Annotated in this window: 21 protein-coding genes and 1 pseudogene; 12 read left to right on the top strand and 10 right to left on the bottom strand. The window is 74.0% G+C overall.

The genetic code is table 11. From position 1 onward, the window contains the following. Nucleotides 1–62: 62 nt before the first annotated feature. On the top strand, nucleotides 63–1,295 hold the full coding sequence (locus RBH18_RS10885) for a prolyl oligopeptidase family serine peptidase (RefSeq protein ID WP_306206422.1): 1,233 nt from the start codon (nucleotides 63–65) through the stop codon (nucleotides 1,293–1,295). Here the strand turns inward: RBH18_RS10885 and RBH18_RS10890 are convergent, their stop codons facing one another. Further along, nucleotides 1,296–2,222, bottom strand: coding sequence for a hypothetical protein (locus RBH18_RS10890; protein WP_306206424.1), 927 nt, complete (start codon nucleotides 2,220–2,222; stop codon nucleotides 1,296–1,298). A 55-nt stretch (nucleotides 2,223–2,277) separates the two neighbouring features. Here RBH18_RS10890 and RBH18_RS10895 point away from each other — a divergent pair, with 55 nt between their 5' ends. Then, complete coding sequence (locus RBH18_RS10895; protein ID WP_306206426.1) at nucleotides 2,278–2,811, top strand: SigE family RNA polymerase sigma factor; 534 nt, start codon at nucleotides 2,278–2,280, stop codon at nucleotides 2,809–2,811. Beyond that, nucleotides 2,808–3,539, top strand: coding sequence for a hypothetical protein (locus RBH18_RS10900; protein ID WP_306206428.1), 732 nt, complete (start codon nucleotides 2,808–2,810; stop codon nucleotides 3,537–3,539). The genes RBH18_RS10895 and RBH18_RS10900 overlap by 4 nt, the downstream gene beginning before the upstream one ends. On the opposite strand, the gene RBH18_RS10905 is transcribed toward RBH18_RS10900, so the two are convergent. Continuing rightward, nucleotides 3,536–5,359 (bottom strand): bacterial transcriptional activator domain-containing protein, encoded by a 1,824-nt coding sequence (locus RBH18_RS10905; RefSeq protein WP_306206430.1) that lies wholly within the window; start codon nucleotides 5,357–5,359, stop codon nucleotides 3,536–3,538. The genes RBH18_RS10900 and RBH18_RS10905 overlap by 4 nt on opposite strands. 165 nt (nucleotides 5,360–5,524) lie before the next feature. On the opposite strand from RBH18_RS10905, the gene RBH18_RS10910 reads away from it, so the two are divergent. Continuing rightward, on the top strand, nucleotides 5,525–5,950 hold the full coding sequence (locus RBH18_RS10910; RefSeq protein ID WP_306206431.1) for a hypothetical protein: 426 nt from the start codon (nucleotides 5,525–5,527) through the stop codon (nucleotides 5,948–5,950). Nucleotides 5,951–6,138: 188 nt separating this feature from the next. Here RBH18_RS10910 and RBH18_RS10915 read toward each other — a convergent pair whose 3' ends face one another. Continuing rightward, nucleotides 6,139–6,339 carry a hypothetical protein gene (locus tag RBH18_RS10915; RefSeq protein ID WP_306206433.1) on the bottom strand — a complete coding sequence of 67 codons (201 nt, stop codon included), beginning with the start codon at nucleotides 6,337–6,339 and terminating at the stop codon, nucleotides 6,139–6,141. A 114-nt stretch (nucleotides 6,340–6,453) separates the two neighbouring features. On the opposite strand from RBH18_RS10915, the gene RBH18_RS10920 reads away from it, so the two are divergent. The 5 genes from RBH18_RS10920 (at nucleotide 6,454) to RBH18_RS10940 (ending at nucleotide 14,411) form a co-directional block, all read left to right on the top strand. Continuing rightward, complete coding sequence (locus RBH18_RS10920; protein WP_306206435.1) at nucleotides 6,454–7,995, top strand: serine/threonine protein kinase; 1,542 nt, start codon at nucleotides 6,454–6,456, stop codon at nucleotides 7,993–7,995. A 156-nt stretch (nucleotides 7,996–8,151) separates the two neighbouring features. Beyond that, nucleotides 8,152–10,698, top strand: a complete 2,547-nt coding sequence (gene lanKC, locus RBH18_RS10925; RefSeq protein WP_306206437.1) for a class III lanthionine synthetase LanKC — start codon at nucleotides 8,152–8,154, stop codon at nucleotides 10,696–10,698. Beyond that, nucleotides 10,695–10,811 (top strand): SapB/AmfS family lanthipeptide, encoded by a 117-nt coding sequence (locus tag RBH18_RS10930; RefSeq protein WP_306206439.1) that lies wholly within the window; start codon nucleotides 10,695–10,697, stop codon nucleotides 10,809–10,811. The genes lanKC and RBH18_RS10930 overlap by 4 nt, the downstream gene beginning before the upstream one ends. 76 nt (nucleotides 10,812–10,887) lie before the next feature. Then, nucleotides 10,888–12,588 (top strand): ATP-binding cassette domain-containing protein, encoded by a 1,701-nt coding sequence (locus RBH18_RS10935; RefSeq protein ID WP_306206441.1) that lies wholly within the window; start codon nucleotides 10,888–10,890, stop codon nucleotides 12,586–12,588. After that, complete coding sequence (locus tag RBH18_RS10940; RefSeq protein ID WP_306206443.1) at nucleotides 12,585–14,411, top strand: ATP-binding cassette domain-containing protein; 1,827 nt, start codon at nucleotides 12,585–12,587, stop codon at nucleotides 14,409–14,411. Before RBH18_RS10935 ends, RBH18_RS10940 begins: the two co-directional genes overlap by 4 nt. Here RBH18_RS10940 and RBH18_RS10945 read toward each other — a convergent pair. Both RBH18_RS10945 and RBH18_RS10950 read right to left on the bottom strand, forming a co-directional pair. Next, nucleotides 14,322–14,840 (bottom strand): annotated as a pseudogene (locus RBH18_RS10945) (LuxR C-terminal-related transcriptional regulator); the annotation flags it as partial. The gene RBH18_RS10940 and the pseudogene RBH18_RS10945 overlap by 90 nt on opposite strands. Nucleotides 14,841–14,975: 135 nt before the next feature. After that, nucleotides 14,976–15,563, bottom strand: a complete 588-nt coding sequence (locus tag RBH18_RS10950; RefSeq protein ID WP_306206445.1) for a response regulator transcription factor — start codon at nucleotides 15,561–15,563, stop codon at nucleotides 14,976–14,978. A 146-nt stretch (nucleotides 15,564–15,709) separates the two neighbouring features. Between RBH18_RS10950 and RBH18_RS10955 the strand changes: the two genes are divergently transcribed. Next, nucleotides 15,710–16,123, top strand: coding sequence for a DUF3253 domain-containing protein (locus RBH18_RS10955; RefSeq protein ID WP_306206447.1), 414 nt, complete (start codon nucleotides 15,710–15,712; stop codon nucleotides 16,121–16,123). Between the two features lie 44 nt (nucleotides 16,124–16,167). Here the strand turns inward: RBH18_RS10955 and RBH18_RS10960 are convergent, their stop codons facing one another. Then, complete coding sequence (locus RBH18_RS10960; protein ID WP_306206449.1) at nucleotides 16,168–16,929, bottom strand: PKD domain-containing protein; 762 nt, start codon at nucleotides 16,927–16,929, stop codon at nucleotides 16,168–16,170. 425 nt (nucleotides 16,930–17,354) lie between these two features. Between RBH18_RS10960 and RBH18_RS10965 the strand changes: the two genes are divergently transcribed. Continuing rightward, nucleotides 17,355–17,738 (top strand): VOC family protein, encoded by a 384-nt coding sequence (locus tag RBH18_RS10965; RefSeq protein ID WP_306206451.1) that lies wholly within the window; start codon nucleotides 17,355–17,357, stop codon nucleotides 17,736–17,738. A gap of 62 nt (nucleotides 17,739–17,800) precedes the next feature. Here the strand turns inward: RBH18_RS10965 and RBH18_RS10970 are convergent, their stop codons facing one another. From RBH18_RS10970 to RBH18_RS10985, 4 genes are read right to left on the bottom strand one after another with little or no spacing between them, the layout of a single operon-like run. Continuing rightward, nucleotides 17,801–18,733, bottom strand: coding sequence for a hypothetical protein (locus RBH18_RS10970; protein WP_306206454.1), 933 nt, complete (start codon nucleotides 18,731–18,733; stop codon nucleotides 17,801–17,803). Continuing rightward, complete coding sequence (locus RBH18_RS10975; protein ID WP_306206456.1) at nucleotides 18,730–19,797, bottom strand: GNAT family N-acetyltransferase; 1,068 nt, start codon at nucleotides 19,795–19,797, stop codon at nucleotides 18,730–18,732. Before RBH18_RS10975 ends, RBH18_RS10970 begins: the two co-directional genes overlap by 4 nt. Then, on the bottom strand, nucleotides 19,794–20,240 hold the full coding sequence (locus RBH18_RS10980; RefSeq protein WP_306206458.1) for a DUF4188 domain-containing protein: 447 nt from the start codon (nucleotides 20,238–20,240) through the stop codon (nucleotides 19,794–19,796). The genes RBH18_RS10975 and RBH18_RS10980 overlap by 4 nt, the downstream gene beginning before the upstream one ends. Next, nucleotides 20,237–21,766 (bottom strand): phenylacetate--CoA ligase family protein, encoded by a 1,530-nt coding sequence (locus RBH18_RS10985; protein WP_306206460.1) that lies wholly within the window; start codon nucleotides 21,764–21,766, stop codon nucleotides 20,237–20,239. Before RBH18_RS10985 ends, RBH18_RS10980 begins: the two co-directional genes overlap by 4 nt. A gap of 90 nt (nucleotides 21,767–21,856) precedes the next feature. Here RBH18_RS10985 and RBH18_RS10990 point away from each other — a divergent pair, with 90 nt between their 5' ends. Then, on the top strand, nucleotides 21,857–22,327 hold the full coding sequence (locus RBH18_RS10990) for an LURP-one-related/scramblase family protein (protein WP_306206462.1): 471 nt from the start codon (nucleotides 21,857–21,859) through the stop codon (nucleotides 22,325–22,327). Nucleotides 22,328–22,362 lie beyond the last annotated feature (35 nt).

A 22,362-nucleotide genomic window follows, 5' to 3' on the forward strand; every position in this document is an offset into this window, starting at 1 on the left:
CGCACTACGTTGAGTGCATCGATCACCGTCGTTGAAAGCACCGGCCGACCGGGGGTTTTCGCATGACAATGTCCGTAAGTCGGCGCAGTCTGCTGGCCGCCGGGGCGGGTGCCGCCGCCGGGCTCGCCCTGCCGCGGGCCGCCTCCGCGCAGCAGGCCACCGGCGTCGAATTCGTGCTGAACGCCGAAACACTCGACGGGGGCGAACAGGTCACGTCGGTCACTCTCGACACGTCCCGGCTCGGCCCGATCGACCCCGCTTCGCTCGGTCCCGGCACCTTCGCGGTGCACGCCACGGCCACCAGCCCGATCCCGCTCGCGCCGGGGGATCAGATCTTCGGCACGTACGACGCCGACCGCACGGTGACGGCCGTCCGGCTCGACCGCCACGGCGACGTCGTCATCGAGCTCAGCTACGGCGAGGGGCAGGCCGGCGGGGCGACGCTCGGCTACATCGCGAGCCGGGGACGCAACGTCCGGCTGACCCTGGTCTACACGATCACCCAGCTGCGGCCGATCGCCCGGCGGCACGGCCGGCCGCTGACGATCACGCGCTTCGAGCAGGGCCGGCTGGTCAATCCCGAGGTGGACGCGTTCAGCTACCACCGGACCGCGGACCTGAAGTACCGGTTGTACTCGTCCGGGCGTACGGGGAAAAGGCCCTTGATCGTGTGGCTGCACGGCGGCGGGGAAGGGGCGTCGCTGCCGGACGACTACTACGACAACGAGACCGTGCTGCGCGCCAACCGGGGTGCACTCGGGTTCGCGACCCGCGAGGCCCAGCGGATCTTCGCGGGCGCGCACGTGGTCGCGCCGCAGAGCACGTCGTTCTGGCTCGAGGACGGGGACCGCTTCGCGCCGCAGATCCGGGACGTCATCCGCGACGTCGCCCGCAGGCGCGCCGTCGACACCGGCCGCATCCACGTGGTCGGGGCCAGCAACGGCGGCTTCATGAGCCTCAAGATGACGACGGCCTATCCGCGGCTGTTCGCGTCGTCCGTGCCCATCTGCGGCGTCGTCGCCGGCGACCCGCCGCGCATCCCGGACGCCGACCTGGCCCGGATCAGCACCCCGACGTGGCTGGTCGCCTCGCGCGACGACGACACCGTCGACCCGATCGCCAACACCGTCCACGCGCACGACCTGATCCCGCGGTCGATCCTGTCGCTCTACGACACCGTGACCTGGAACGGCTACCGGTTCCCCGGCCACTGGTCGTGGATCTATGTCGCCCGCAACGATCCCCGGCACCGCGGGCAGCGGCTCTGGCAGTGGATGGCCCGGCAGCGCCGCTGATCACTCCCGGTCGACGGTCACCTTCCGGACGGGCGGCTCGCCGGTGCGGGCCAGCTGGGGGAACGGCATGACGACCACGTCGTAGCGGTCGACCTGCCGCCCGTCCGCCGTGGCGTACGAGAGCTGCGGGCTGAGCGAGTGGTTGAGCCGCTCGCCGCACGGCCTGCCGCCGGTCGACGGCGGCGGCCCGCCCAGGAAGCTCACGTAGTTGGCGCCGGCCCGGGGCTCGATCTCGGCATGCGTGCGCGGGTCGGTGACGCCGCACTCCGCGCTCGCCCACAGCCGCGTCCCGGCCGGCACGACGAAGGTCACGCTCTCGTTGCGCTGCGAGGTGTAGTGCCAGGGGAAGGGCGTGTCCGGCAGGGCCGCGTCCCAGGCGGCGAGGTCCGGGGCGGCGACTGCCAGCGCGGCGCCCGCCTCGCGGGGCTCGCGCCCGTCCGCGGTGAGCAGCAGCCGCTCGGCGTCGACGTCGATGCCGGTGTCGGCGCCGCTCAGGCCGAGCACCAGCCGGGGATCCTCCGACGAGCCGAGCGGATGCCCGAGCCCACGCCGGCACAGCTCGTCGGTCGCCTCGTGCAGCGGCTCCTGCCCGGGAATCCGGCCGTACAGGCGGGCCGGCGTGCCGCCCAGCGCCGCGACCAGCGCCCGGCAGCCCTGGACCCAGGCACCGGTCGTCGTGCCCGGCGCCGCCTCGACCGGCACCCCGATCTCGCGGTCCCCGGTGACGTCGACGCCCGAAGCGCCGTTGTAGTGCAAGCGCACGTCGCCCAGCCGCAGCGCCCGGCTCACCTCCTGCGGCACGGCGGCGAGGGTCTTGCGTACGTAATCCTTCTGCCCGGGGTCGGCGACCCACGCGCACGACGCGGTCGCGGCACCCACCGCGACCGCACTGACCAGGCCCGCGACCCGTCCCCACACTCCACGCACCCGCAGGATTGTGCCATCGTGCAACCCGGCGGCGGGCCGCGGAGGTCAGGGGATCGTGAGACGACAAAGAAGCTCGGCCGGGTCCGGGCGCGACGCACAGTTCCACGACTTCGTGGCCGAGCGGCGGGGGCAGATGCTCTACACCGCGCGGCTGCTCACGGCCGGTGACGCGCATCTCGCCGAGGACCTGGTGCAGACGGCGCTGACGAAGCTCTACATCTCGTGGTCGGCCTTCCGGCGGGCGGACAACCCCGACGGGTACGTCCGCCGCACGCTCGTCAACGCGCTGATGGACGAGCGCAAGCGCGCCGGGCGCTTCGGCCGGCCGGTCGCCGACATCCCGGAGCGGGCCGCGGGCACGGCGCCGGACGACGGCGACCCCGAGCTGTCCCGGGCGCTGCGCGCACTGCCGCCCCGGATGCGGGCGGCCGTGGTCTTCCGCTTCGTGCACGAGCTCGACGTCGCGCAGACGGCCGAGGCCCTCGGCTGCTCGACCGGCACGGTCAAGAGCCAGACCGCCCGGGCGCTCGACAAACTGCGCGCCACCCTCGACGTTCCCCAATTCCAGCAGCAAGGAGCAGGACGATGAACGACCTCTTCACCCGCATGGAGCGCCTCGGCGGCACGATCGAGCCGGCCTCCGAGGACGCGATCACGGCCGACCTCGCGCGGGGCCGCAGCGCGGTGCGCAGGCGCCGGGCCGTGCAGACGGTCGCGGGCTCGGCCTTCGGCGTCGCCGCGCTCGTCGCGACGTTCTCCTTCACCGGGGTCATGACCAGCGACGACTCCGGTACGCCACCCGTGTCGGCGATCGCCTCCCCGGCGGCCGGGAACCTGCGCCTGGTCGACTACGCGGGCAAGCAGCCGGCGGACTTCACCGTCGACACCGTGCCCGAGGGCTACTTCATCCAGAAGGCCGACTGGACCGGCCTCATGATCGCCCCGAACTGGGCCAAGAACCCCGGCCCGCACGTCGACCCGTCCAAGTCGCCGATCTACGACCCGGCGGACTTCACCGGCAAGATCGGTGTCTTCCTGGAGTCCCGGGAGTTCCGCGGCGAGCTGTCCGGCGACACGCTGACGGTGGGCGGCAAGGAGGCGATCCTGCACGACGCCGGCGACACCAAGCAGCTGATCATCGCGGTCGACCCCCAGGTGTACGCGACCGTGCAGTTCGACGTGCCGCTGAGCCGCGAGCAGATGCTCGAGGTGGGCGCCGGGCTGCACGTACACCAGGGTCTGATCGACCGCGTGGCGGCGGCCGCGGGCCGGCCCAACGAAAAGGTGGAGAAGGAGCTGGAGAAGCAGGGCGACTAGACCGGGGTCCGGGAACGGATGCGCTGGTAGAGGTCGATCGTCTCGGCCGCCGGCGCCATGCCGAGCTCCCGGCGCAGCTGGCCCACGCACCGCTCGAACTGGCGGATCGCGTCCTGGGGGCGGCCGAGCCGGGCCTGCGCCCGCATGAGCAGGCGGTGCACGTCCTCGCGGCAGAAGTCGAGGGCCAGCAGCCGCCCGCCGGCCGCCAGCGCCTCCGCGTACCGGCCGGTGTCGAAGGCCAGCTGCGTCGTCCGGCCGAGGAGCTCCAGCGCCCGGACGCGGAAGTGCTCCCGGGGCAGGGTCAGCCACTCCTCGAAGGGGTGCTCGGCCAGCAGGTCGCCGCGGTACAGCGTGACCGCCGCCCGGGCCGTGCGCAGGGCCGCCTCGGTGTCGCCGAGCGCCTCGGCCGCGGCCGCCCGGGCCGCGGCGAACTGGAACTGCTCGGTGTCGAGCACGACGCCCAGGCCCGGGTGGATCCGGTAGCCGTGGTCGAAGTCGACGACCGGCACGGTCGAAGCCGCCTGCAGGTCGGCCCGCAGCGTGTGCACGGTGACGTGCAGGCGGTTGCGGGCGGCCGCGGGCGGCGCGTCCGGCCAGAAGACGGCGGCGAGGGCGTCGCGGGCGGCGGGCCGTTCGTGGCGATGCAGCAGCAGGTACGCCAGGAGCAGCGCACCCTTGCGGCCGTGCCACCGGTCGACGTCGCGCCCGGCGAGCCGGATCGACAGGGTGCCCAGCAGCCGCGCGTCGAGATCGTGGTCCGGCACCGGGCCGGGGTCGCCGGGCACCGGGTCGGCGCGGACCGGCCGGGTGCTCGCCCCGGCGCCGGTCCGGTGCGGCACGCTGCGGCTGCGGGTCAGCAGCGTCCGGTGCCGCCGCCGCTCGGTCCACGGCAGCCGGCCCAGCCAGCGCTGCACGGCGAGCGTCCGGCCCGCCGCCACCAGATCGGGTCCCATCGCGGCGAGCACGTCCCCGGCCAGCCCCGCGAACCCGGTGTCGAGGCACAGCTCGACGGCGGCGTCGGTGGCGCCGTCCTCGATCAGCTCGGCGGCGAACCGGCCGAGCAGCGCCACCGGCGGCCGGGGGCAGGAGCGGCAGGCGGCCAGGACGCCCGGCTGCCATCCGGGGTCGAGCCGGCACCAGTCGTCGCTCAGCGGCGTCCACCACGGCAGGTCGCCGCCGAGCTCGTAGGCCGGGGCCAGCGACGCGTACCGGGGATGCAGGTGGCGCAGCGCCACGGCCAGGCCGCTCGCGGACCGGGCCGCCGGCCCCGCGCCCGCCAGGAAGGCGCCGGCCACCTGCGCGGTGAGCTCGTCGATCGTCCGGGAGCGTTCGACCATGGCGGCGAACTCGGCGGCCGGCAGCCGCCGCGCCGCCGCCAGGACGGAGTCGTGCAGGGCCACCCGGGCGCCGGCGAGCTGCCGCAGGCGGGACTGCCACGAGACGACCGGGCCCGCGGGCAGGCCCCACCGGCTGTTGCGATGCCGCGGCGGCTCCCGGTACTGCACCAGCAGCACTGGGCCGGCCTCGCCCAGCCGGTGCAGGACCCGCTGCGCCTGGTCCGGGTCGCGGGTCTCGACCACGACCGGGCCCGGCCGGTCACCGCCGGCGCCGGCCAGGGTGTCGAGGGCCGGCCCGTCGAGCCCGTACGGCACCAGGCGCAGCCAGCGCGTGGCCCCGAGATCGGCGCTGAGCCGGCGCAGGCTGAGCTCGCCGGGCAGCACCGACGTGCGGCGCGGGCCCGGCCCGCCCCGGACAGCGAAGGGCAGGCCGCCCCGGGCCGTGGCGTCGGGCAGCGGGACGGCGTACAGACCAGCCAGCACGGGCCGCCTCCGATCGGCGTACACCGCGGAGTCTGCACCCGCGGGCCGCGCGATCGGCAGGCCTCGGTCGGGAAGATGTCGCGACTTAAGCGCGCACACAGCGGCCGGCTAAGCGCCGCCGACGACAATCGGGCCGGTCACACCGTCGTGACGAAGGAGGACACCATGGCCTTTCCCGCATCGGGCGGCATCCAGTTCCGCCCCGGCCAGGGCACGCTGTTCGTCGACAACGTCGTCGATCCCACCAACGCCCCGGTCGAAGTGCTCGACATCGCCACCGGCTTCGACGTCGTCGGCCGGGTGGTCCTGCCGAACTGGCTCACCGGCACCGGCGACGTCAGCATCATCGCCGACGAGCGCGGCGGACCGTTCGACCAGGCCGTCGCCAAGGCCACGCTGACCATCACGGGCGGCGCGGCGGGCGGCGCGATGACCGTCACCTACCCGTACAGCATCAATGTCAAGGCCCCCGCGATGCCGGCCGGTCCCAAGCTGTACAAGCTCTCGGCGATGTTCGTCTTCCTGACGGCGGCCGGTGCCTCCACCGGCATCGTCGGTTTCAGCGACATCGGGGAGTTTCTCGTCAACTGATCCGCGCGGGCGCGACGTGCTGGCGTCGCGCAGCTCGTTCACCGTGGAGGTGCTGCACGACCCGCGGACCGGGCGGCTCCTCCACACCCGGGTCACCCACCTGCAGACCCGGGAGGAATCGTCCTGGCCCACCTGGCCGCCGTCGCGCCTGATCCGCTTCATGACGCGGCGACTGCCGGGCCCGGCCGTCAGAGGGTCGTCGCGCTCAGATCGACCAGCCCGGTCGAGCCGTGGTGCAGCGCCGAGGACGACCCGGGATCGATGACGACGATGCGGGTGCCGACATGGTCCAGGACCAGCCGGCGCCCGCACTCGTCCACCGTGCACTCGAAGAGCGACTCCGCGTCGCCGCTGTCCACGCACATCATGAGGTGCCGTTCACTGCTCATGAGGGGCACGTGCCCGCGCTCCCGTGCGGGAAACCAAGCCTGGCACCGCTGGGCCGCCCTGGTAGATTGCCCGGCGATCGATCACGGGCGTCATCCCAGGAGCGGAGACACGGCGTGCCCATCAGGCCCCTGCGACCGCACGATCCGCGCCGTCTCGGCGGACATGAGCTGCTCGGCGTCATCGGCGAGGGCGGCATGGGCGCCGTCTACCTGGCCCGCGACCGGGCCGGCCGGACCGTCGCAATCAAGATCATCAAGCCGGAGTACGCCGCCCAGGCCGAGTTCCGCGGCCGGTTCCGCAGCGAGGTCAACCGGGCCCGGCAGGTGCCCCCGTTCTGCACCGCCGCGGTCCTCGACGCCGATCCCGGCCACGAGACGCCGTACCTGGTCGTCGAGTACGTGGACGGGCCCGACCTCGCCCAGGTGGTCGCCGAGCAGGGGGTGCTGACCGGGGGCGCCCTGCACAGCGTGGCCGTCGGGGTGGCCACCGCGCTGGTCGCCATCCACGGCGCCGGGGTGATCCACCGCGATCTCAAGCCGCGCAACGTCCTGTTCGCCCTCGGCGCCCCGAAGGTGATCGACTTCGGCATCGCGCGGGCGCTCGAGGTCACCAGCGAGCACACCCGCACCGATCAGATGGTGGGCACGCTGTCCTACATGGCGCCCGAGCGGCTGGACGGGAAGCCGGTCACGCCCGCCGTGGACGTGTTCGCGTGGGGAGTGCTCGTCGCGTACGCGGCCACCGGCCGTACCCCCTTCGGAGCCGACACCCCGACGGCGACCGCGGTCCGCATCCTGACCGGGCAGCCGGACCTGAGCGGGCTCTCCGGGCTCCTGGGCGACCTGGTGGCGGCCGCGCTGGAGAAGGACCCGGCAGCCCGCCCGACCGCCCAGGAGCTGCTCGACGCCCTGCTCTCGGCCGGCCCGGGCGCCGCCTCGCCGCGCCGCCCGGAGCCCGCCCGCCGGCTTCCTCGCAAGCGCCTGGCCGCCGTTGCCGCCGCTGTGCTCGCCACGGCCGCCGCAGTGCCCGCCGGCATGCATCTGGCCGCCCGGGACACCGGCGCCGCGGCCCTCCCGGCGGCGTCCTTTCCCTCGCCGTCGCCCTCGCTCCCGCCCTCGGACAGCGTCTCCTACGCCCTCTTCGCGGATCCGGCGTCCTGGCCGGCGAAGAAGACCTCGACCTACCGCTGCGCCATGACCGATTCCGGTCTGCGGATCGAGAGCGAGTACACCGTCGACGGCTTCACGTGCCCCGGCCCGGCGAAGAGCTTCGGCGGTGACCACATCATCCGGGTGGACCTCGCCGAGCTGAGCCCGGCCGCCTGCGTGCTGATCCAGTTCCGGCGCAGCGGCGAGAGCGGCTACTCGATCGAGCTGTGCCCGGAGAGCCTGACGTTGTACCTGTTCAAGCCGTCGGGCGCGGGGGAGTCGGTCAGCAGCACGTCCTTCGACCCGCTGCCGTTCCCCCGGCACCATCGGATCACCGTCGAGGTCGTCGACGACGTGGCGACCGTCCGCATCGACGGCACCAAGGTGTACGCCTCCGTGGTCAACGAGCCGGGCGTCACCCGGGGCCGGGTCGAGCTCGGCATGTCCTTCCGCGACGAGGACAGCGGCCACGTCCTGGTCAGCGACCTGTCCGTCGAACCGCGCTGAGCGCGCGTCTCCCTTTTCCGGGCGCTCAAACCTGCTCTTTGTCATGTCTTCGCGGCCCCGATGTGCCATGGACGCCTGACGGGGAGCACTTCACCGGGCACCCCGCCGGCGGGCACTCTGGGTGGCATACGGAGAGCGACGCGGAAGGGAGCGGTGATGGACAAGCGCTACGACTCGTACTGTGCGGTCGACCCGCTGTTCTACGACTCCCTCGGCGCCGCCGTGACGCAGGAATACGCTGGTGGCGAGCTGCCGGCGGGCTGGCGCCGGCAGGTCTCCGACGACTGGGCGATCTGGGCGCCCGGCGCGGCCGAGTCCCGCGCCCAGGGGTGGAAGGTGCACATCTCCGCCACGCTCGGTAATGCCGAGCGGGTGCTCGCCGCGGTCCGGGCGTACTGCGTTCCGCGCGGTCTGGCCTTCAAGCACCTGCGCGGGCCGAAGCTGCTGCTCATGCGCAACAGCAAGTACGCCGCCCGGGGCGCCAGCGGCAAGTTCGTCACGATCTACCCGCGGGACGACGCCGGGCTGGAGACGATCTGCGCCGAGCTGGCGGAGCTGCTGGCCGGCGAGCCCGGGCCGTACATACTGTCGGACCTGCGCTACGGCGACGGGCCGGTCTACGTCCGCTACGGGTCGTTCAGCAAGCGCTACTGTCTCAGCGACGGCCAGGTCGTGCCCGCGATCGCCGACGCCTCCGGGACGCTCGTGCCCGACCGGCGCGACCCCGTCTTCCACGTGCCCGGGTGGGTGACCCTGCCGGCCTTCCTCGAGCCGCACCTGGCCGCGCGCAACGCCGTCAGCACCACCGAGGTGCCGTACCGGATCGAGCGGGCCCTGCACTTCTCCAACGGCGGCGGCCTCTATGTGGCGCGTGACCTGCGCACCGACCAGGTGGTCGTGCTCAAGGAGGCCCGCCCCGACGCCGGGCTCGACGCCACCGGGACCGACGCGGTCGCCCGGCTGCGCCGCGAGCGCGACATGCTGCTGCGGCTCGCCGACGTGCCCGGGATCGTCCGGGCGCACGACAGCTTCACGCTCGGCGACCACGAGTTCCTCGCCCTCGGGTACGTCACCGGCGAGCCCCTCAACAAGCTGCTCGTCCAGCGGCACCCGATGGTCGCCGACGGGCGCACCGACTACACGCGGTGGGCGCTCGGCGTCTACGCCCAGGTTGAGCGGACCGTCCGCGCCATCCACCGGGCCGGGGTCGTCTACGGCGACCTGCACCTGTTCAACGTGCTCGTGGACGACGAGGACCGGGTCACGCTGCTCGACTTCGAGGTGGCGCGCCCCGCCGGCGAGCCCGGGCCGCCCGCGCTGCGCAACCAGGCCTTCGCCGCGCCCCGCGACCGCACCGGCTACGCGGTCGACGACTACGCGCTCGCCTGCCTGCGGCTCGCCCTCTTCCTGCCGCTGACGTCGATGCTCCGGCTCGCCCCGGCCAAGGTCACGCATCTGGCGGACATCATCGCCGAGCACTTCCCGGTGCCCCGCGCCGACCTCGACGAGTCCGTGCGCGTGATCCTGGGGTCGCGCCCGGCGCCGCCGTTCGAGATCACCGACACGCGCCGCCGGCTCGCCGCCGGGATAACGGCAAGCGCCACCCTGGTACGCACGGATCGCCTGTTCCCCGGCGACATCGAGCAGTTCCGCAGCGGCGGCGTCAACTTCGCGCACGGGGCGGCGGGCGTGCTCTGGGCCCTCGCCGAGACCGGGATGCCCGTCGACCCCGCCCACGAGCAGTGGCTCGCCGACCGGGCGCACGCCCCGGAGTCCGGCTCGCGGCTCGGCTTCCACGACGGGCTGCACGGCGTCGCGTACGTGCTGCACCGGCTCGGCCGCAAGGACGAGGCGACCGCCCTGCTCGACCGCTGCCTCGCCGAACCCTGGCACGAGCTCGGCACCGACCTGTCGGGCGGCCTCGCCGGCCTCGGCCTCAACCTGGCCTGGTTCGCGGCGGCGACCGGCGATCCCCGCTATGCCGGCGCCGCCGAGGAGATCACCGACCTGGTCGCGTCCCGGCTGCGCGCCGCGCCGCCCCCGGCCTCGACCAGCGGAGGCGCCAACCCGTACGCCGGGCTGCACCGCGGCGCCGCCGGCCCCGCCCTGCTCTTCCTGCACCGCTTCGAGCAGACCGGCGACGCCACGCTGCTCGACCTCGCCGCCCGCGCCCTGCGCCGCGACCTGTGCGCCTGCGTGATCCGCGAGAACGGCGCGATGAGCGTGGACGAGGGCTGGCGCACCATGCCGTACCTGGCCGACGGCAGCACCGGCATCGGCCTGGTCCTGGACCGGTACCTGAGCCACCGCCCCGACGAGCAGTTCACGGCCGCCTCCGCCGCGATCCGCCGGGCCGCCTGTTCCCCCTTCTACGTCCAGCCGGGCCTGTTCGCCGGCCGCGCCGGGATCGTCGCCTACCTGGCCGCCCGCGTCGCCGCCGGGCTCGACGCCCCCGAGGAGCTGCGCCGGCAGTCCGGGCTGCTCTCCTGGCACCTGCTGCCGTACGGCCGGAACCTCGCCGTGCCGGGCAACCAGCTCCTGCGGCTCTCCATGGACCTCGCCACCGGATCGGCCGGCGTGCTGCTCGCCCGCGCCATGGCCGACGATCCCGCCCTGGCCCTGCCCTTCCTGGGCCCCACCGACTTCCGGCGCGCGGAAGAAACACCATCGGTTCCCACCCACGAGAACGGAGACACACCATGAACCTCCTCGACCTGCAGGGCATGCAGCTCCCGACCGACGAGAACGGCGGCGGCAGCCAGGCCAGCCTGCTCCTGTGCGGCGACAGCTCGCTGAGCGTCACCACGTGTGACTGACCGGCCCGCGTGCCTGCCCCGCCCCGGACTCCCCGGGGCGGGGCAGCCGCCCCTCCCACGCCGTCCCCTCCCGCCGTTGCTCCTGCGGTGCGTGCGGGCGGCCGGCGGCTCCGCGGTCGTGCTGGCCGTGGTGTGCGTGACCGGCGCCGCCGCGCAGCTGGCCCTGCCCGCGGCGCTCGGCCGCACGGTCGACACCCTGCTCGGCGCCGGATCGCCCGCCCGGTGGCTGCTGCTCACCGCCCTGCTGATCGCCACGGCCGCCGCCGCGGAAGTGCTGTCCCCCCTGGTCACCGGCGCCGGGAACGCCCGCGCCACCGCCTGGCTCCGGCGCACCCTGACCGCCCACCTGATCGCGCTGCCGGTCCCGGCTGTGCGCGCCCACCCGGTCGGCGACCTCGTGGCCCGCCTCACCGGCCAGGCCACCGCCGCGGGCACGGCCGCCGGCGCCGTCGTCCTGGGCGTCACCTCGGTCCTCCCGCCGATCGGCAGCCTGGTCGCCCTCCTGCTGATCGACGTGCGGCTCGGCCTCGCCTTCACCGCCGGACTCCTCGTCCTGTCGCTGCTGCTGCGCCGCTTCGTGACCGACGCCTCGGCGGCCGCCCGCGAGTACCAGGTCGTCCAGGGCCGGCTGGCCGCCGCCCTGGCCGAGGCCCTCGCCGGCAGCCGGACCATCGCCGCCGCGGGCACCGCCGGCCGCGAGATCGACCGGATCCTGCGTCCCCTGCCCGGCCTGAGCCGGCACGGCCAGGGCACCTGGAACGCGCTCGCCACGGCGTCCGGCCGCACCTCCCTGCTCGGGCCGCTCACCCAGATCGTCGTCCTGGCCACCGGTGGGCTCCTGCTCGGCGCCGGCCGCCTCTCGCCCGGCGACCTGCTCGCGGCCACGCAGTACGCCGCCCTCGGCGCCGGCCTGGGCGCCGTCCTCGCCACCCTCAACCGCCTGATCCGGGTACGCACCGCCGTCGCCCGCGCCGCCGAGCTCCTGACCGTCCCCACCACCGCCCACGGCGACCGCATCCTGGCTGCCGGGCAGGGTGAGTTGCGGTTCCAGGGTGTTTCCGTGCGCGTCGCCGATCGCACGGTGCTGGACCGGATCGACCTCACGGTGCCCGCCGGCCGTACGGTCGCCGTGGTGGGCTCGTCGGGCGCCGGCAAGTCGACGCTGGCCGCCGTGGCCGGACGACTCCTCGACCCCGACGAGGGCGCCGTGCTGCTCGACGGCACACCGCTGCCCGAGCTCACCCGCGAGTCCCTGCGCCGCGCGATCGGCTACGGCTTCGAGCGCCCGTCCCTCTTCGGCCGCACCGTGGGCGAGGCCGTCGGCCTGGGCCGGCCGGAACCGGTCGTCCGGGCCCTGTCCCGGACGGCGGCCATCGACGACTACCTCGCCCGGCTCCCGGCGGGCCTGCGCACGCCGCTCCGGGAGCTGCCCCGCTCGGGCGGCGAGAACCAGCGCCTCGGCCTCGCCCGCGCCCTGACCGCCGAGCGCCTGCTGGTCCTGGACGACGCATCGTCCAGCCTGGACACCGTCACCGAAACCCGCGTCATGGACGCCCTGACGGCGACCGATGCCCGCCGCACCAGGCTGATCGTCACCCACCGCCCCGCCGTGGCCGCCCGCGCCGACCTGGTCGCCTGGCTGTCCCACGGCCGCCTGGTCCGCCTGGCGCCGCACGCCACCCTCGGGGCGATCCCGGCCTACCGCGCCGTCTTCGGCTCCCTGCACGCCGAAACGAAGCCGGGTGCGGAGCCGCCCGCCGGGGAGGCGCCGGCATGACGGCCGCCGGGTCCTACACTCGCGCCGAGCTGTGGCGGCTGCGGCGGCCGCTGGCCTGGATGGGCGGCTGGTCGCTCGCCGAGGCGGTCCCCGCGCTGCTGTCCGGCTATGCCACGGCCCGCGCCGTCGACGGCGGCTTCCTCGCGGACCGGCCGGCGGCCGGGCTGGCCTGGCTCGCCGTCTTCGCGCTGGCGGTGACGCTCGGCGCGGCCGGCTCCCGGGGCGCGTGCCGGCGCCTCGGCGGCGTCGTCGAGCCCTTCCGCGACCGCCTGGTGATCCGCGTCGTCACCGGCGCGGTCCGGCGCAGCGCCTCGGCGGGACGCCCCGACGACGGAGCCCTCGCCCGCCTGACCCACCAGACGGAACTGGTCCGCGACGCGCTGGCCGGCGTCCTGACCGTGCTGCGCGGCGTCGTCATCGGCCTCGTCGCCGCCGTGGTGGGCCTGCTCGGCCTGGCCCCCCTCCTCGGCGCCGCGGTCGGCGTGCCGCTGCTGCTGGGCCTGGTGCTCTTCTTCGGACTCCTCCCGATCCTGGCCGCCCGGCAGCGCGCCGCCGTGGCCGCCGGCGAACATCTCTCCACCGCGGCCGAGTCGGTCCTGAGCAGCCACCGCGACGTGACCGCCGCCGGCGCCCAGCAGCTGGCGAACACCCTGGTCGGCGACCCGATCACCGAGCAGGCCCGCGCCGACCTCGCGGTGGCCCGCGGCGGAGCACTGCGCGGGCTCGCCCTCGCCGTGGGTGGCTGGGCCCCGCTGCTCGCCGTCCTCGTCGTCGCGCCGTGGCTGGTCCGCCGCGGAGACATCGGCCCCGGCGCCGTGCTGGGCGCCCTGGTCTACGTCCGTCAGGGCCTGCACCCGGCGCTGCACCTACTGGTCGAGGGGCTCGCGGCCGGCGGACTGCGCTACTCGGTCACGCTCACCCACCTCTTGACCGCCTCCACCGTGCCCGCCCCGGCGCCGCCGGGACAGCGAGACCTCGCGACCCCGGGGCTGCGGCTGCGCGAGGTCACCTTCCGCTACGGCCCCGCGGCCGCCCCGGTCCTGGACCGTTTCAGCCTCGACGTGCACCCCGGTGAGCGCCTGGTCATCGCCGGCGCCAGCGGCATCGGCAAGTCCACGCTGGCGGCGCTGATGGCCGGCCTGCTGACCCCGGACGAGGGCACGGTGACCCGCTGCGGGCCGTGCGTGCTGCTGCCTCAGGAGGCGTACGTCTTCAGCGGCACCGTCGCCGAGAACCTCGCCTACCTCCGCCCCGCGCCCGACTCCGCCCTGCTCGAAGCCGTCGGCGTGTTCGGCCTCGGCCCGCTGCTGGAGCGGCTCGGCGGCCTGCACGCCCCGGTCGATCCCGCGGCGCTGTCGGCCGGCGAACGGCAGCTCCTCGCGCTCGCGCGTGCGTGGCTCGCCCCGGCCGGGCTCACGGTGCTCGACGAGGCCACCTGCCACCTCGATCCGGCCGCCGAGGAACGCGCCGAGCGGGCCTTCGCCGCCCGCCCCCGTGCCCTCGTGGTGATCGCGCACCGGATGAGCTCGGCCCGGCGGGCCACGCGGATCCTGCTGTTCGACGGGGCCCGGCCGGAGCTCGGGACCCACGCCGAGCTGCTGTCCCGATCGGCGGCCTATCGGCGGCTGGCGGATGCGGGCCGGCGGCGGTCGTCAGATCCAGCCGGACGTCCGGGCGATGTGGATGGCCTCGATCCTGTTCTGCGCCCCGGTCTTGGCGAGGATGCGCGTCAGATGGTTGCGCACGGTGCCGGGGGAGAGGGACAGGTTCGCCGCGATGTCCTTGACGGAGAGGCCCTGCGCGGCGACCTTGAGGACGCGTAGCTCGCCCGTCGTCAGCGGCACCGTGCTGGTCATGGCGGCCGCGAGGAGGTCGGCGTCGACGACCCGCTCGCCGCGGACCAGGCGGCGGATGGCGTCGACGACCCGGTCCGGCGGCGCGGACTGGGCGAGGAAGCCGATGGTCGGCGGGGTGGCGGCGATCTGCGAGCCGAAGCGGGGCCGCCGCGGGTCGACCAGCACGAGGACCTTGGTGTCGGGCAGCTCGGCGTGCGCCTCCTGGGCGGCCCGGCGGGCGTCGAGCCCGGCGTCGCCGTCGTTCAGCAGGTCCAGCTCGAGGACCGTCACGTCCGGCTCCCCGCCGCGCACCCGGTCGATGGCGTTGCTGACCGCGTCGCACTCGGCGACGACATCGATGTCGGGCTCGGCCGACAACACGTACCGCAAAGCGCCCCGGAGCAGCCCCCCACGCATTGCCAGGAGTATGCGTACCACGCCCCGCCCTCCCGACGAACATTATTCTCCGCGCAAACCCCAGACATTTAAACATGTAAAATGCATGATCAGTGGCACCCGCGCTGTCCAATGTCGGTCAGTGCGACGTCCGCGTCACAACCAGCCGGAATCCAGCGACCGGGCGGCGGCCTGCAGCCTGTTCGAGCAGCCGAGCTTGCGGACCGCCCCGGACAGATAGTTCCGGACGGTGCCGGAGCTCAGGTGCAGCTGCCGGGCGATCAGCCGGGTCGAGAGCCCCGTCAAGGTCAGCCGCAGCACGTCCTGCTCGCGCTCGGTCAGCGGATTGTCCACGGTGTGCAGCGCGGCCACGGCGGTGTCCGGGTCGATGACCCGGTCCCCGGCCGCGACCCGCCGGATGAGCTCGGCCAGCTCCTCCGGTGCCTGGTCACGGGTGGCGAAGCCGCGTCCGCCCGCCAGCATGGCCGCGCGCAGCCGGCCGGGCGTGCGGTGCGCGGTCAGGGTGACCACCTCGGTGCCGGCGGCCTCGCGCGTGAGCAGCTCGGCGGTGCGGAGCCCCGCTCCGGGCGCACCGGCGCCCCCGGGCTCGTCGATGTCCACCAGCGCCACCCGCGGCTGCGTCTCCCGGACGACCCGGAGCAGCTCCTCGCCGGTGCGGTCGGTGTGCCGCGGCTCCATTTCGCCGATGCCGCCGAGCACCGCCTGCAGGCTCTCCCGAAGCAACCGTAACTGCGAGATTATCAAGACCCTGATCAAGGTACTCTCCCTCTTTCCCGGGGCTTGAAACGAACGTAACAACTTCATTTCGTGATCGCATTCCGGGCAGAAATTGCAGGATAGGGCCGCGGGCGGGAGAGGATGACTGCTTGATGACCACGCGTGACGACGATCCGGCGCCGGCGGTGCCGGGGCCCCTGCGCCGGGAGCTGGAGAGCGAGCTGGCGGCCGCCCGGGGGCTCGCCGGCGACGATCCGGAGGCCGCTCGGGCCCGCGTCCACGACGCCGAGGTGGCGCTGGGGGAGAGGGCCGCCGACCGGCGGGCGCGGCTCGCGGCGACGATGCGCGCGTTGTTGCGGCACCGCCGCCCCGAGTCCACGATCTGCCCGAGCGATGCGGCCCGGGTCGTCGGCGGCGACTCCTGGCGCGATCTGATGGAGGCGGCCCGGGAGGTCGCCTCCGAGTTGGCGCGCGAGGGCACCATCGTCGTCCGTCAGCACGGTGCCGACGTCGACCTCGGCGCCGCGACCGGCCCCGTCCGCCTGGCGCGCGGCCCCCGATGGTGAAGAAGCCGCGGTGGCCCTAAGCGACGGGGAGTTCTTAGGGTCGATCAGCCTACGAAGGTGGTCCGGCGGCGGCGCAGGACCACGAGCGTGCCGACGCCGGCGAGGAGCAGGCCCAAGCCGGCGCCCGCGACGACGGCGGTGCCCGGACCGGTGATCGGCAGGCTCTCGTCGCCGCCACCGGAGCCGCCCTCGTCGCCCGGCTCGCCGGCGCCCGGCTCACCCGTGCCGGGCTCACCGGTGCCCGGCGTCTGCCCGGGTGTCTCGGTCAAGGAGCCGCTCACCGTGACGGTGTTGCCCGCCGGGAACGTCCCGGCCACGACCCACTGCAGATTGCGCAGCTCCACGCTCACCCGATAGGTGCCCGGCTCGGCGTACTTGTGCGGCTTCGGATCGGCGTACAGGCCGAACTCCTCGGTCGTCCCGTCGCCCCAGTCCACGGTGCGGAACAGGTAGACGGGCGCGCCCTGATCGCCGTGGATCTCGTCCTCGGTCAGGGTCACCGGCTCGTGCACGCCGACGCTGGTGGGCGCGAGGCTGTACTTGCCGGAGAGCACCTCGGGCGGCACCGAGTCGATGATCGTGATGGTGTTGCCGTTCGGGAAGGTGCCGGCGGCGGTCTCCGTGCCGCTCACCAGCTGCACGGTGGCGCGGTAGGTGCCCGCCTTGGCGTACGTGTGCTGGAAGTGCCCGCCCTTCGTCGTCTCCTCGATCGGGGAACCGTCGCCCCAGTCGATGCGCCGGGTGACGGTGGCGTTCGCCGGGGACACGCTGTACTCCTGCAGGATGGCCGGCTGCCCGGCCTGCATCGTGTCCCAGCCGAAGCCGTAACTTCCGGCGAGCGCCGCAGCCTCCGAAGCCGGCGCGGAAGCCGATACCGAGGCGGAAGCTGGCGCCGAAGCCGAAGCCGAAGCCGAAGCCGAAGCCGAAGCCGAAGCCGAAGCCGAAGCCGACGCGGAGGGATCGGCCGACGCCGCGCCGCTGAAGGCCGCGGACAAGCCGGCGGCCAAGCCGACAATCAAGGTGGGCCGGGCAAGTTGATACACAATGGACACAGCAGATCTCCCCCGCGTGACGACGACCAGCGGAGGCTATGGAAGCGCCGAAGCGAATGTCCACCCGGCCGCCGTGGCTTCACGGTTTTGCCCACCGCGCGCCACCGGAAGTTCGCCGTCAATTGTCTCTGCGGCCGCACCCGTCGCCGGTCGCGCGAGGAACGCACTATGGTGGGCGCATGGCGTCGGTGAGGCAGATCCAGGTCACTTTCGACTGCGCGGAGCCGGAGCGCGTCGCCCGCTTCTGGTGCGAGGTGCTCGGCTACACCCTCGCCCCCGGCGCCGACGCGACCTGGGCCGCCTGCACCGACCCCACGGGAGTGGGCCCGCGCCTGTTCTTCCAGCGTGTTCCCGAGGGCAAGACCGTCAAGAACAGGGTGCACCTCGACGTGCGGGTCGGCGCCGGCCTCAAGGGCGACGAGCGCCTGGCCGTGCTGGAGGCCGAGGGCGCCCGGCTGGAGGCCCTCGGCGCGTCCCGCGTGCGCCTCCTGCCCGCCGACGAGGAGAACGAGTCCTGCCTGGTCCTGCGGGACGTGGAGGGCAACGAGTTCTGCCTCGACTGAAGCGGCTCGGCCGGCGGCTCAGCCACCCCCTCTCACCCGCCAGGTCCGCGCCCGCCGGCTCTTCATCGAGGCGAGCCTGGCGCTGATGGTGCCAGGCGGGCCGACCGGACCGGCTCCCGCACCGGGCGGCCGACCCTGAAGACGGCCAGCGGCACGGCTCCCACCCGGCCGGCGAGCCGGGCGGCGGTGGCCGGGCAGTCGATCAGCTGGCTCAGCGGGTGCGCGGCCAGCCCGTGCCGCGCCAGCGTGAGCCAGGTGCGCAGCAGCCGGCGCCCGGCCTGACGAGGGTCGGCCTCGCGCGCGGTCAGCACCCACACGCTGCCGTCGTAGCGCAGCAGGCCCCGCCCGGACGCCGCCAGCAGGGCGGGTCCCCCGAGCCGCGACATCATCGGGTACGCCCGGAGCGCCCCGCCCAGCACCCGCGCCTCGAACCGGTTGAGCCCGAGCGCCCGGTCGGTCAGCCCGTCCTGGTGATAGCGCGGGTCCGCGGGGTTCAGCCGCAGCCACTCGCGCAGCTCCCGAGCCGGCGCCGCCGTCCCGAACAGCCACCGGTCGGCCGCGGCCAGATCCCGGGCCAGGGCCCGGCTGGGCACGTGCACCAGTCCGGCATCCAGTCCGGGCACGCTCTCGACCACCACCTTCCCCGAGGTGTACGCCCCCCGGGCCACCCGCCGCGCGGCGACGTCGGCGGCCGTGAACGGCGTGACGTAGCGGTTCGCCGCGGGAACGAGCCGGATGCGCCGGCGGTCGCGCAGGTCGCACCCGACGGACAGCCCCGCGTCGGCGGCGACGATCAGGCACGCCTCGGTGAACGCGCCCAGCCCCAGGGCCAGATCCCGCCCGTGCGGATCGGAGCCCGGCAGCGCCCGCGCCGGATCCGTGCCGATGACGATCTCGTCGGCGCGGTAGTCGAGCGTCCACGGCTGGGTGTTGTGCGCGCTGGGCGCCCGCCGGAAATCGGTTTCCCTTGCGCGCAGCCGGTCGACCCAGCTCATGCCGCGCCTCTCTCGTAGAAGGTGTAGCCGTGCAGGGGCCGCCCTCCGGCGCGCCGGTACGAGGCGGCGGAAGCGGTGTTCTCGCGTTCCACGAAGGTGCTGCGCAGGAACCGGTACCCGCTTGTCTCAAGATGCCGGTGCACGCTGCGGGCGAGCAGCGTGGCGTAGCCGCGCCCCTGCTCTTCCGGCACCGTGCCCTTGACGACGAGCACCGCCTCGCGCCGGTAGCGGGACCGGGTGGCGAGCAACCGCAGCTGCGACACCGGCCCCAGCCGGCCGCCCGTGCGCATGAGGAACTCGGAGACGTCGGGAACCGCTATCACGAACGCCACCGGGCGCCCGGCCTTCTCCAGCCAGAGCAGCAGGCCCTCGTCCAGCAGGTACGCCAGCCCGTCCGTCTGCTCCGCCAGCTGCCCCGCCGAGATACCGGTGTAGTAGCCCCGCTGCGCGAAGCTCGCGTTGAGCATCTCGCGCAGAACGGGCAGCTGCGCCCGGAACCCGCGACGGCTGCCGTGCCGGATCACCAGCCCCTCGGCGGCCAAGCGTGCGTCGTCGAAGTGGTACGAGCCCGCCGAGCCCGGCACCGCGACGATCCACGTGTCGCCCTCGAAGCGGCGGGTGAAGCCGTGCCGTTCGTAGACGGCCGGGTAGTACGCCGGATTCCAGGCCGAGTCGACGAAGCCGCGCGCGTCGAAGCCCGAGGTGATGACGCCGCCGGTCTGATTCGGCACCAGGGCGACCGGTCCGAAGAGTGGCCGCCCGCCGGCGGCGGCGAGGACCGGCCGGAGCAGGGCGGCGAACACCTCGTCGTCGTCGCTGAACTCGGCGTGCCCGAACAGCTGACGCGCCCCGGCCTTGGCGTCGAAGGCGGCGTCCCGATGGGTGCTGATGCGCCCGACGGCCCGGCCGCGGGCGTCGCGGACGAGGAAGAGCTCGGCGGCGCGCCGGTGCCGGGCGACGACCTGGGCGGGGAGAGGCACGTACCGGTCCCGGGGGTGCAGCCGCAGCGGCAGGTCGAGGAAGTCCCGGAAATCGGCGCGGGAACGAACGGGAACCGCTTTCACGACCGGTGCACCGCCGGTCCCGTGTCCTCCGTGGACAGTGGTGTCCATGCCGGGATGTGGGACATGCTGCCGTCCTCGGCGCGCCACGAGCCGTTGCTGTAGCCGTGCGGCTCGGCGCTGAAGAGCCGGATGAAGCCGGCCGTCGCGTTGCGCGCGTCGTCGTCGGTGAGCCAGCACATCAGGTCGCGGTGGTGCTTGCTGCGGGCGAAGGTCAGCATCGCGTCCCGGTCGCGGAAGAACGCGATCGTGCCCAGCGTGAACGGGAACCGGTAGTAGACGGTGTGCCAGCGGTAGCCGGACATGCGCTTCATCTGCCGGATCATCGGGCCCCACGTGCGGATCGTGCGGAGCATGGCGCGCGGCCCGGTGTAGCGGGTGGCCCCGATGAACATGGCGCCGGCCTGCCCCTGCGGCGGAGCGGCGGAGAAGTCGGTCGTCCTCATGCGCTTGTCCCCCGTACGAGATAGGTGTTCTTGATCTTCGACGAGGCCCCGGCGAAGGGGCCCGTGCCGTGCTCGTGCACCTCGACCCGCAGGTCGGCGGCGTCCTCCTCGAGCGACTGCGCGAAGTCCCGGCTCGCCGTGGCCAGGTGGCGCAGGACCCCGTCGCGGCAGAGCCCGGCGAGCTCGCCGGCGTCGGCCTCCGCGCCCGGGACCAGCTGGAGATGCACGATCGGGCGGCTCTCCAGATCGGCCGACTCACGCAGTTCGAGGCAGAAACCGTCGAGCAGATGGGCGTACGGGTTCCCGGCGTAGAGCCCGTACTCGACGTCCTGCGGGTAGATGTTCGCCCCCATGTACGAGACCGTGCTGTCCTTGCGCCCGAACAGGAACAGCAACGGCAGCCGCATCCCGTCCGCGGCGAGTGCGGCCTCCGCCTCGGCGCGAGTCCCGGGATCGGTGATCGCGGCGAGCACCTCGGGAAGCGTCGCCAGCCGTCCCTCGTCGCCGATGTTGTAACGCACCCGCGGGTTCACGACGGCCATCGAGTTGATCGTGCACAGCACCTCGCCGTCGGTCGTGGTCTCCAGATACGTCTCCAGCGGGTTGTACTGGAACACCATCGGCAACCGATCGTCAGCTCGTCCCAGCAGCGCGGTGCGCAGGGCGTCGTCCGTGCGCATCCGGCGGCGCACCCACACGCTGAAATCGGTCTCACCCGCCATGCCGATCGTCAGGTCGCTGGCGCCGTAGCCCGACCGCACCTTGGCGAACCGCTCCTCGAGATAGTCCCGCAGCGCCTCGGTCATGGCCTCGCCCCCGACGAGCCCCGAGATCCGGTACCGGTCCCAGGGGAAGCCGGCGGCGTCCAGCGCGTCGCGCAGCCGCTTGAGGAACGGCGGGTACGCGGCGACGACGTACTCGAAATCGGGGCCGAAATGGCGCAGCGTGTCGATGATCTTCGCCAGGTCGGGCCCGGTGTTCTTGACCATGGCGATCCGGGCCATCGCGATGCCGGTGTTCGTGCCGGTGGCCCAGGCGCCCATCGAGTAGGCGTTGATGACGAACCGCCGCCGGCCCGGGAAGACCATCGTGGCGTAGGCGGCCAGGTTCTTGTGCACCGACCGCAGCTCACGCCGGCTGCGTACCCAGTTGTACGGCTGCCCGGACGACCCGGACGACTCGTCCACCACGCTGCCGGCGATGCTCAGCTCGCCGTGGCGGCACCGCTCGTGCTCCGGGTACGCCTTGACGTACGACTCCTTGTCCGTGGGCGGGTAGCTGCTCAGCCGGAACCACTGGAACCGCCACCCGCGGCGTTCCAGGAAGTCCCGGTAGGCCGGCACGTCCAGCGCCGCGAACTGACACGTCATCCACGCGTTGAACCGCGCGAAGCGCCCGAGGCCCGGCCGGTAGTGCCGCGCCGTGAACCGCCACACCGCCGGGTGCACCCGGTGCAGGGCGTAGATCCCGCTCACCGCATGACTGCCCAGCCGCAGCGTCCATTGCCGTACGAAGCTTCCGATCACGCGCTCCACGCTAGGAAAATCGCAGGTCAGGCACACCCGCGCGGGTACTCAGGCGGGCCTGAGTACCCCCGGTGTCCTACCCTCGGAGGCATGCTGACAGCCGAGAAGACGAGCATGTGGGCGCGCCGCTACCAGCTGACCGCCGACGGGCAGCCCGTGGCGACGTGGGACCCGTCGTGGTGGCGTACGGGCGGGGCCTTCGAGGTCGACGGCCGGCGCTACCAGGTGCGCGCCAACGCGTGGGGCAGCAAGTTCACGATGCGCGACGAGGCGGACGAGGAGGTCGCCCGGGTGGAGCGCGCCGGGCGCAAGCACTGGACCGTGGTCTCCGGCGGCCGCACGTACGAGTTCCGCCGCGCGTCCCTGTGGGGCAACCGCCAGGAGCTGCTGGTCGGCGGCCTGGCGGCGGGCTCGCTGCGCCGCACGAGCGCCTGGTCCGGATCCGTCGAGGCCGACCTGCCCGGCGTGCCGCTGCCGGTGCAGATCTTCGTAGTCGGCGTGCAGATCGCCCTCTGGCAGGCCTCGCAGTCAGCCGCCGCGGCCAGCAACGGCGGCGGCTGACGGGCTGCGGCAGTGGGCGGCGACGGCGGCGGCTG

It is taken from the genome of Actinoplanes oryzae (assembly GCF_030757795.1).
Classification (GTDB): Bacteria; Actinomycetota; Actinomycetes; order Mycobacteriales; family Micromonosporaceae; genus Actinoplanes.

Bases quoted from the DNA above. Each gene is read 5' to 3' on its own strand.
- RBH18_RS10885 (WP_306206422.1), top strand. From the start codon at position 63: ATGACAATGTCCGTAAGTCGGCGCAGTCTGCTGGCCGCCGGGGCGGGT.
- RBH18_RS10900 (WP_306206428.1), top strand. From the start codon at position 2,808: ATGAACGACCTCTTCACCCGCATGGAGCGCCTCGGCGGCACGATCGAG.
- RBH18_RS10910 (WP_306206431.1), top strand. From the start codon at position 5,525: ATGGCCTTTCCCGCATCGGGCGGCATCCAGTTCCGCCCCGGCCAGGGC.
- RBH18_RS10915 (WP_306206433.1), bottom strand. From the start codon at position 6,339: ATGAGCAGTGAACGGCACCTCATGATGTGCGTGGACAGCGGCGACGCG.
- lanKC (WP_306206437.1), top strand. From the start codon at position 8,152: ATGGACAAGCGCTACGACTCGTACTGTGCGGTCGACCCGCTGTTCTAC.
- RBH18_RS10930 (WP_306206439.1), top strand. From the start codon at position 10,695: ATGAACCTCCTCGACCTGCAGGGCATGCAGCTCCCGACCGACGAGAAC.
- RBH18_RS10940 (WP_306206443.1), top strand. From the start codon at position 12,585: ATGACGGCCGCCGGGTCCTACACTCGCGCCGAGCTGTGGCGGCTGCGG.
- RBH18_RS10955 (WP_306206447.1), top strand. From the start codon at position 15,710: ATGACCACGCGTGACGACGATCCGGCGCCGGCGGTGCCGGGGCCCCTG.
- RBH18_RS10960 (WP_306206449.1), bottom strand. From the start codon at position 16,929: ATGCAGGCCGGGCAGCCGGCCATCCTGCAGGAGTACAGCGTGTCCCCG.
- RBH18_RS10965 (WP_306206451.1), top strand. From the start codon at position 17,355: ATGGCGTCGGTGAGGCAGATCCAGGTCACTTTCGACTGCGCGGAGCCG.
- RBH18_RS10970 (WP_306206454.1), bottom strand. From the start codon at position 18,733: ATGAGCTGGGTCGACCGGCTGCGCGCAAGGGAAACCGATTTCCGGCGG.
- RBH18_RS10980 (WP_306206458.1), bottom strand. From the start codon at position 20,240: ATGAGGACGACCGACTTCTCCGCCGCTCCGCCGCAGGGGCAGGCCGGC.
- RBH18_RS10990 (WP_306206462.1), top strand. From the start codon at position 21,857: ATGCTGACAGCCGAGAAGACGAGCATGTGGGCGCGCCGCTACCAGCTG.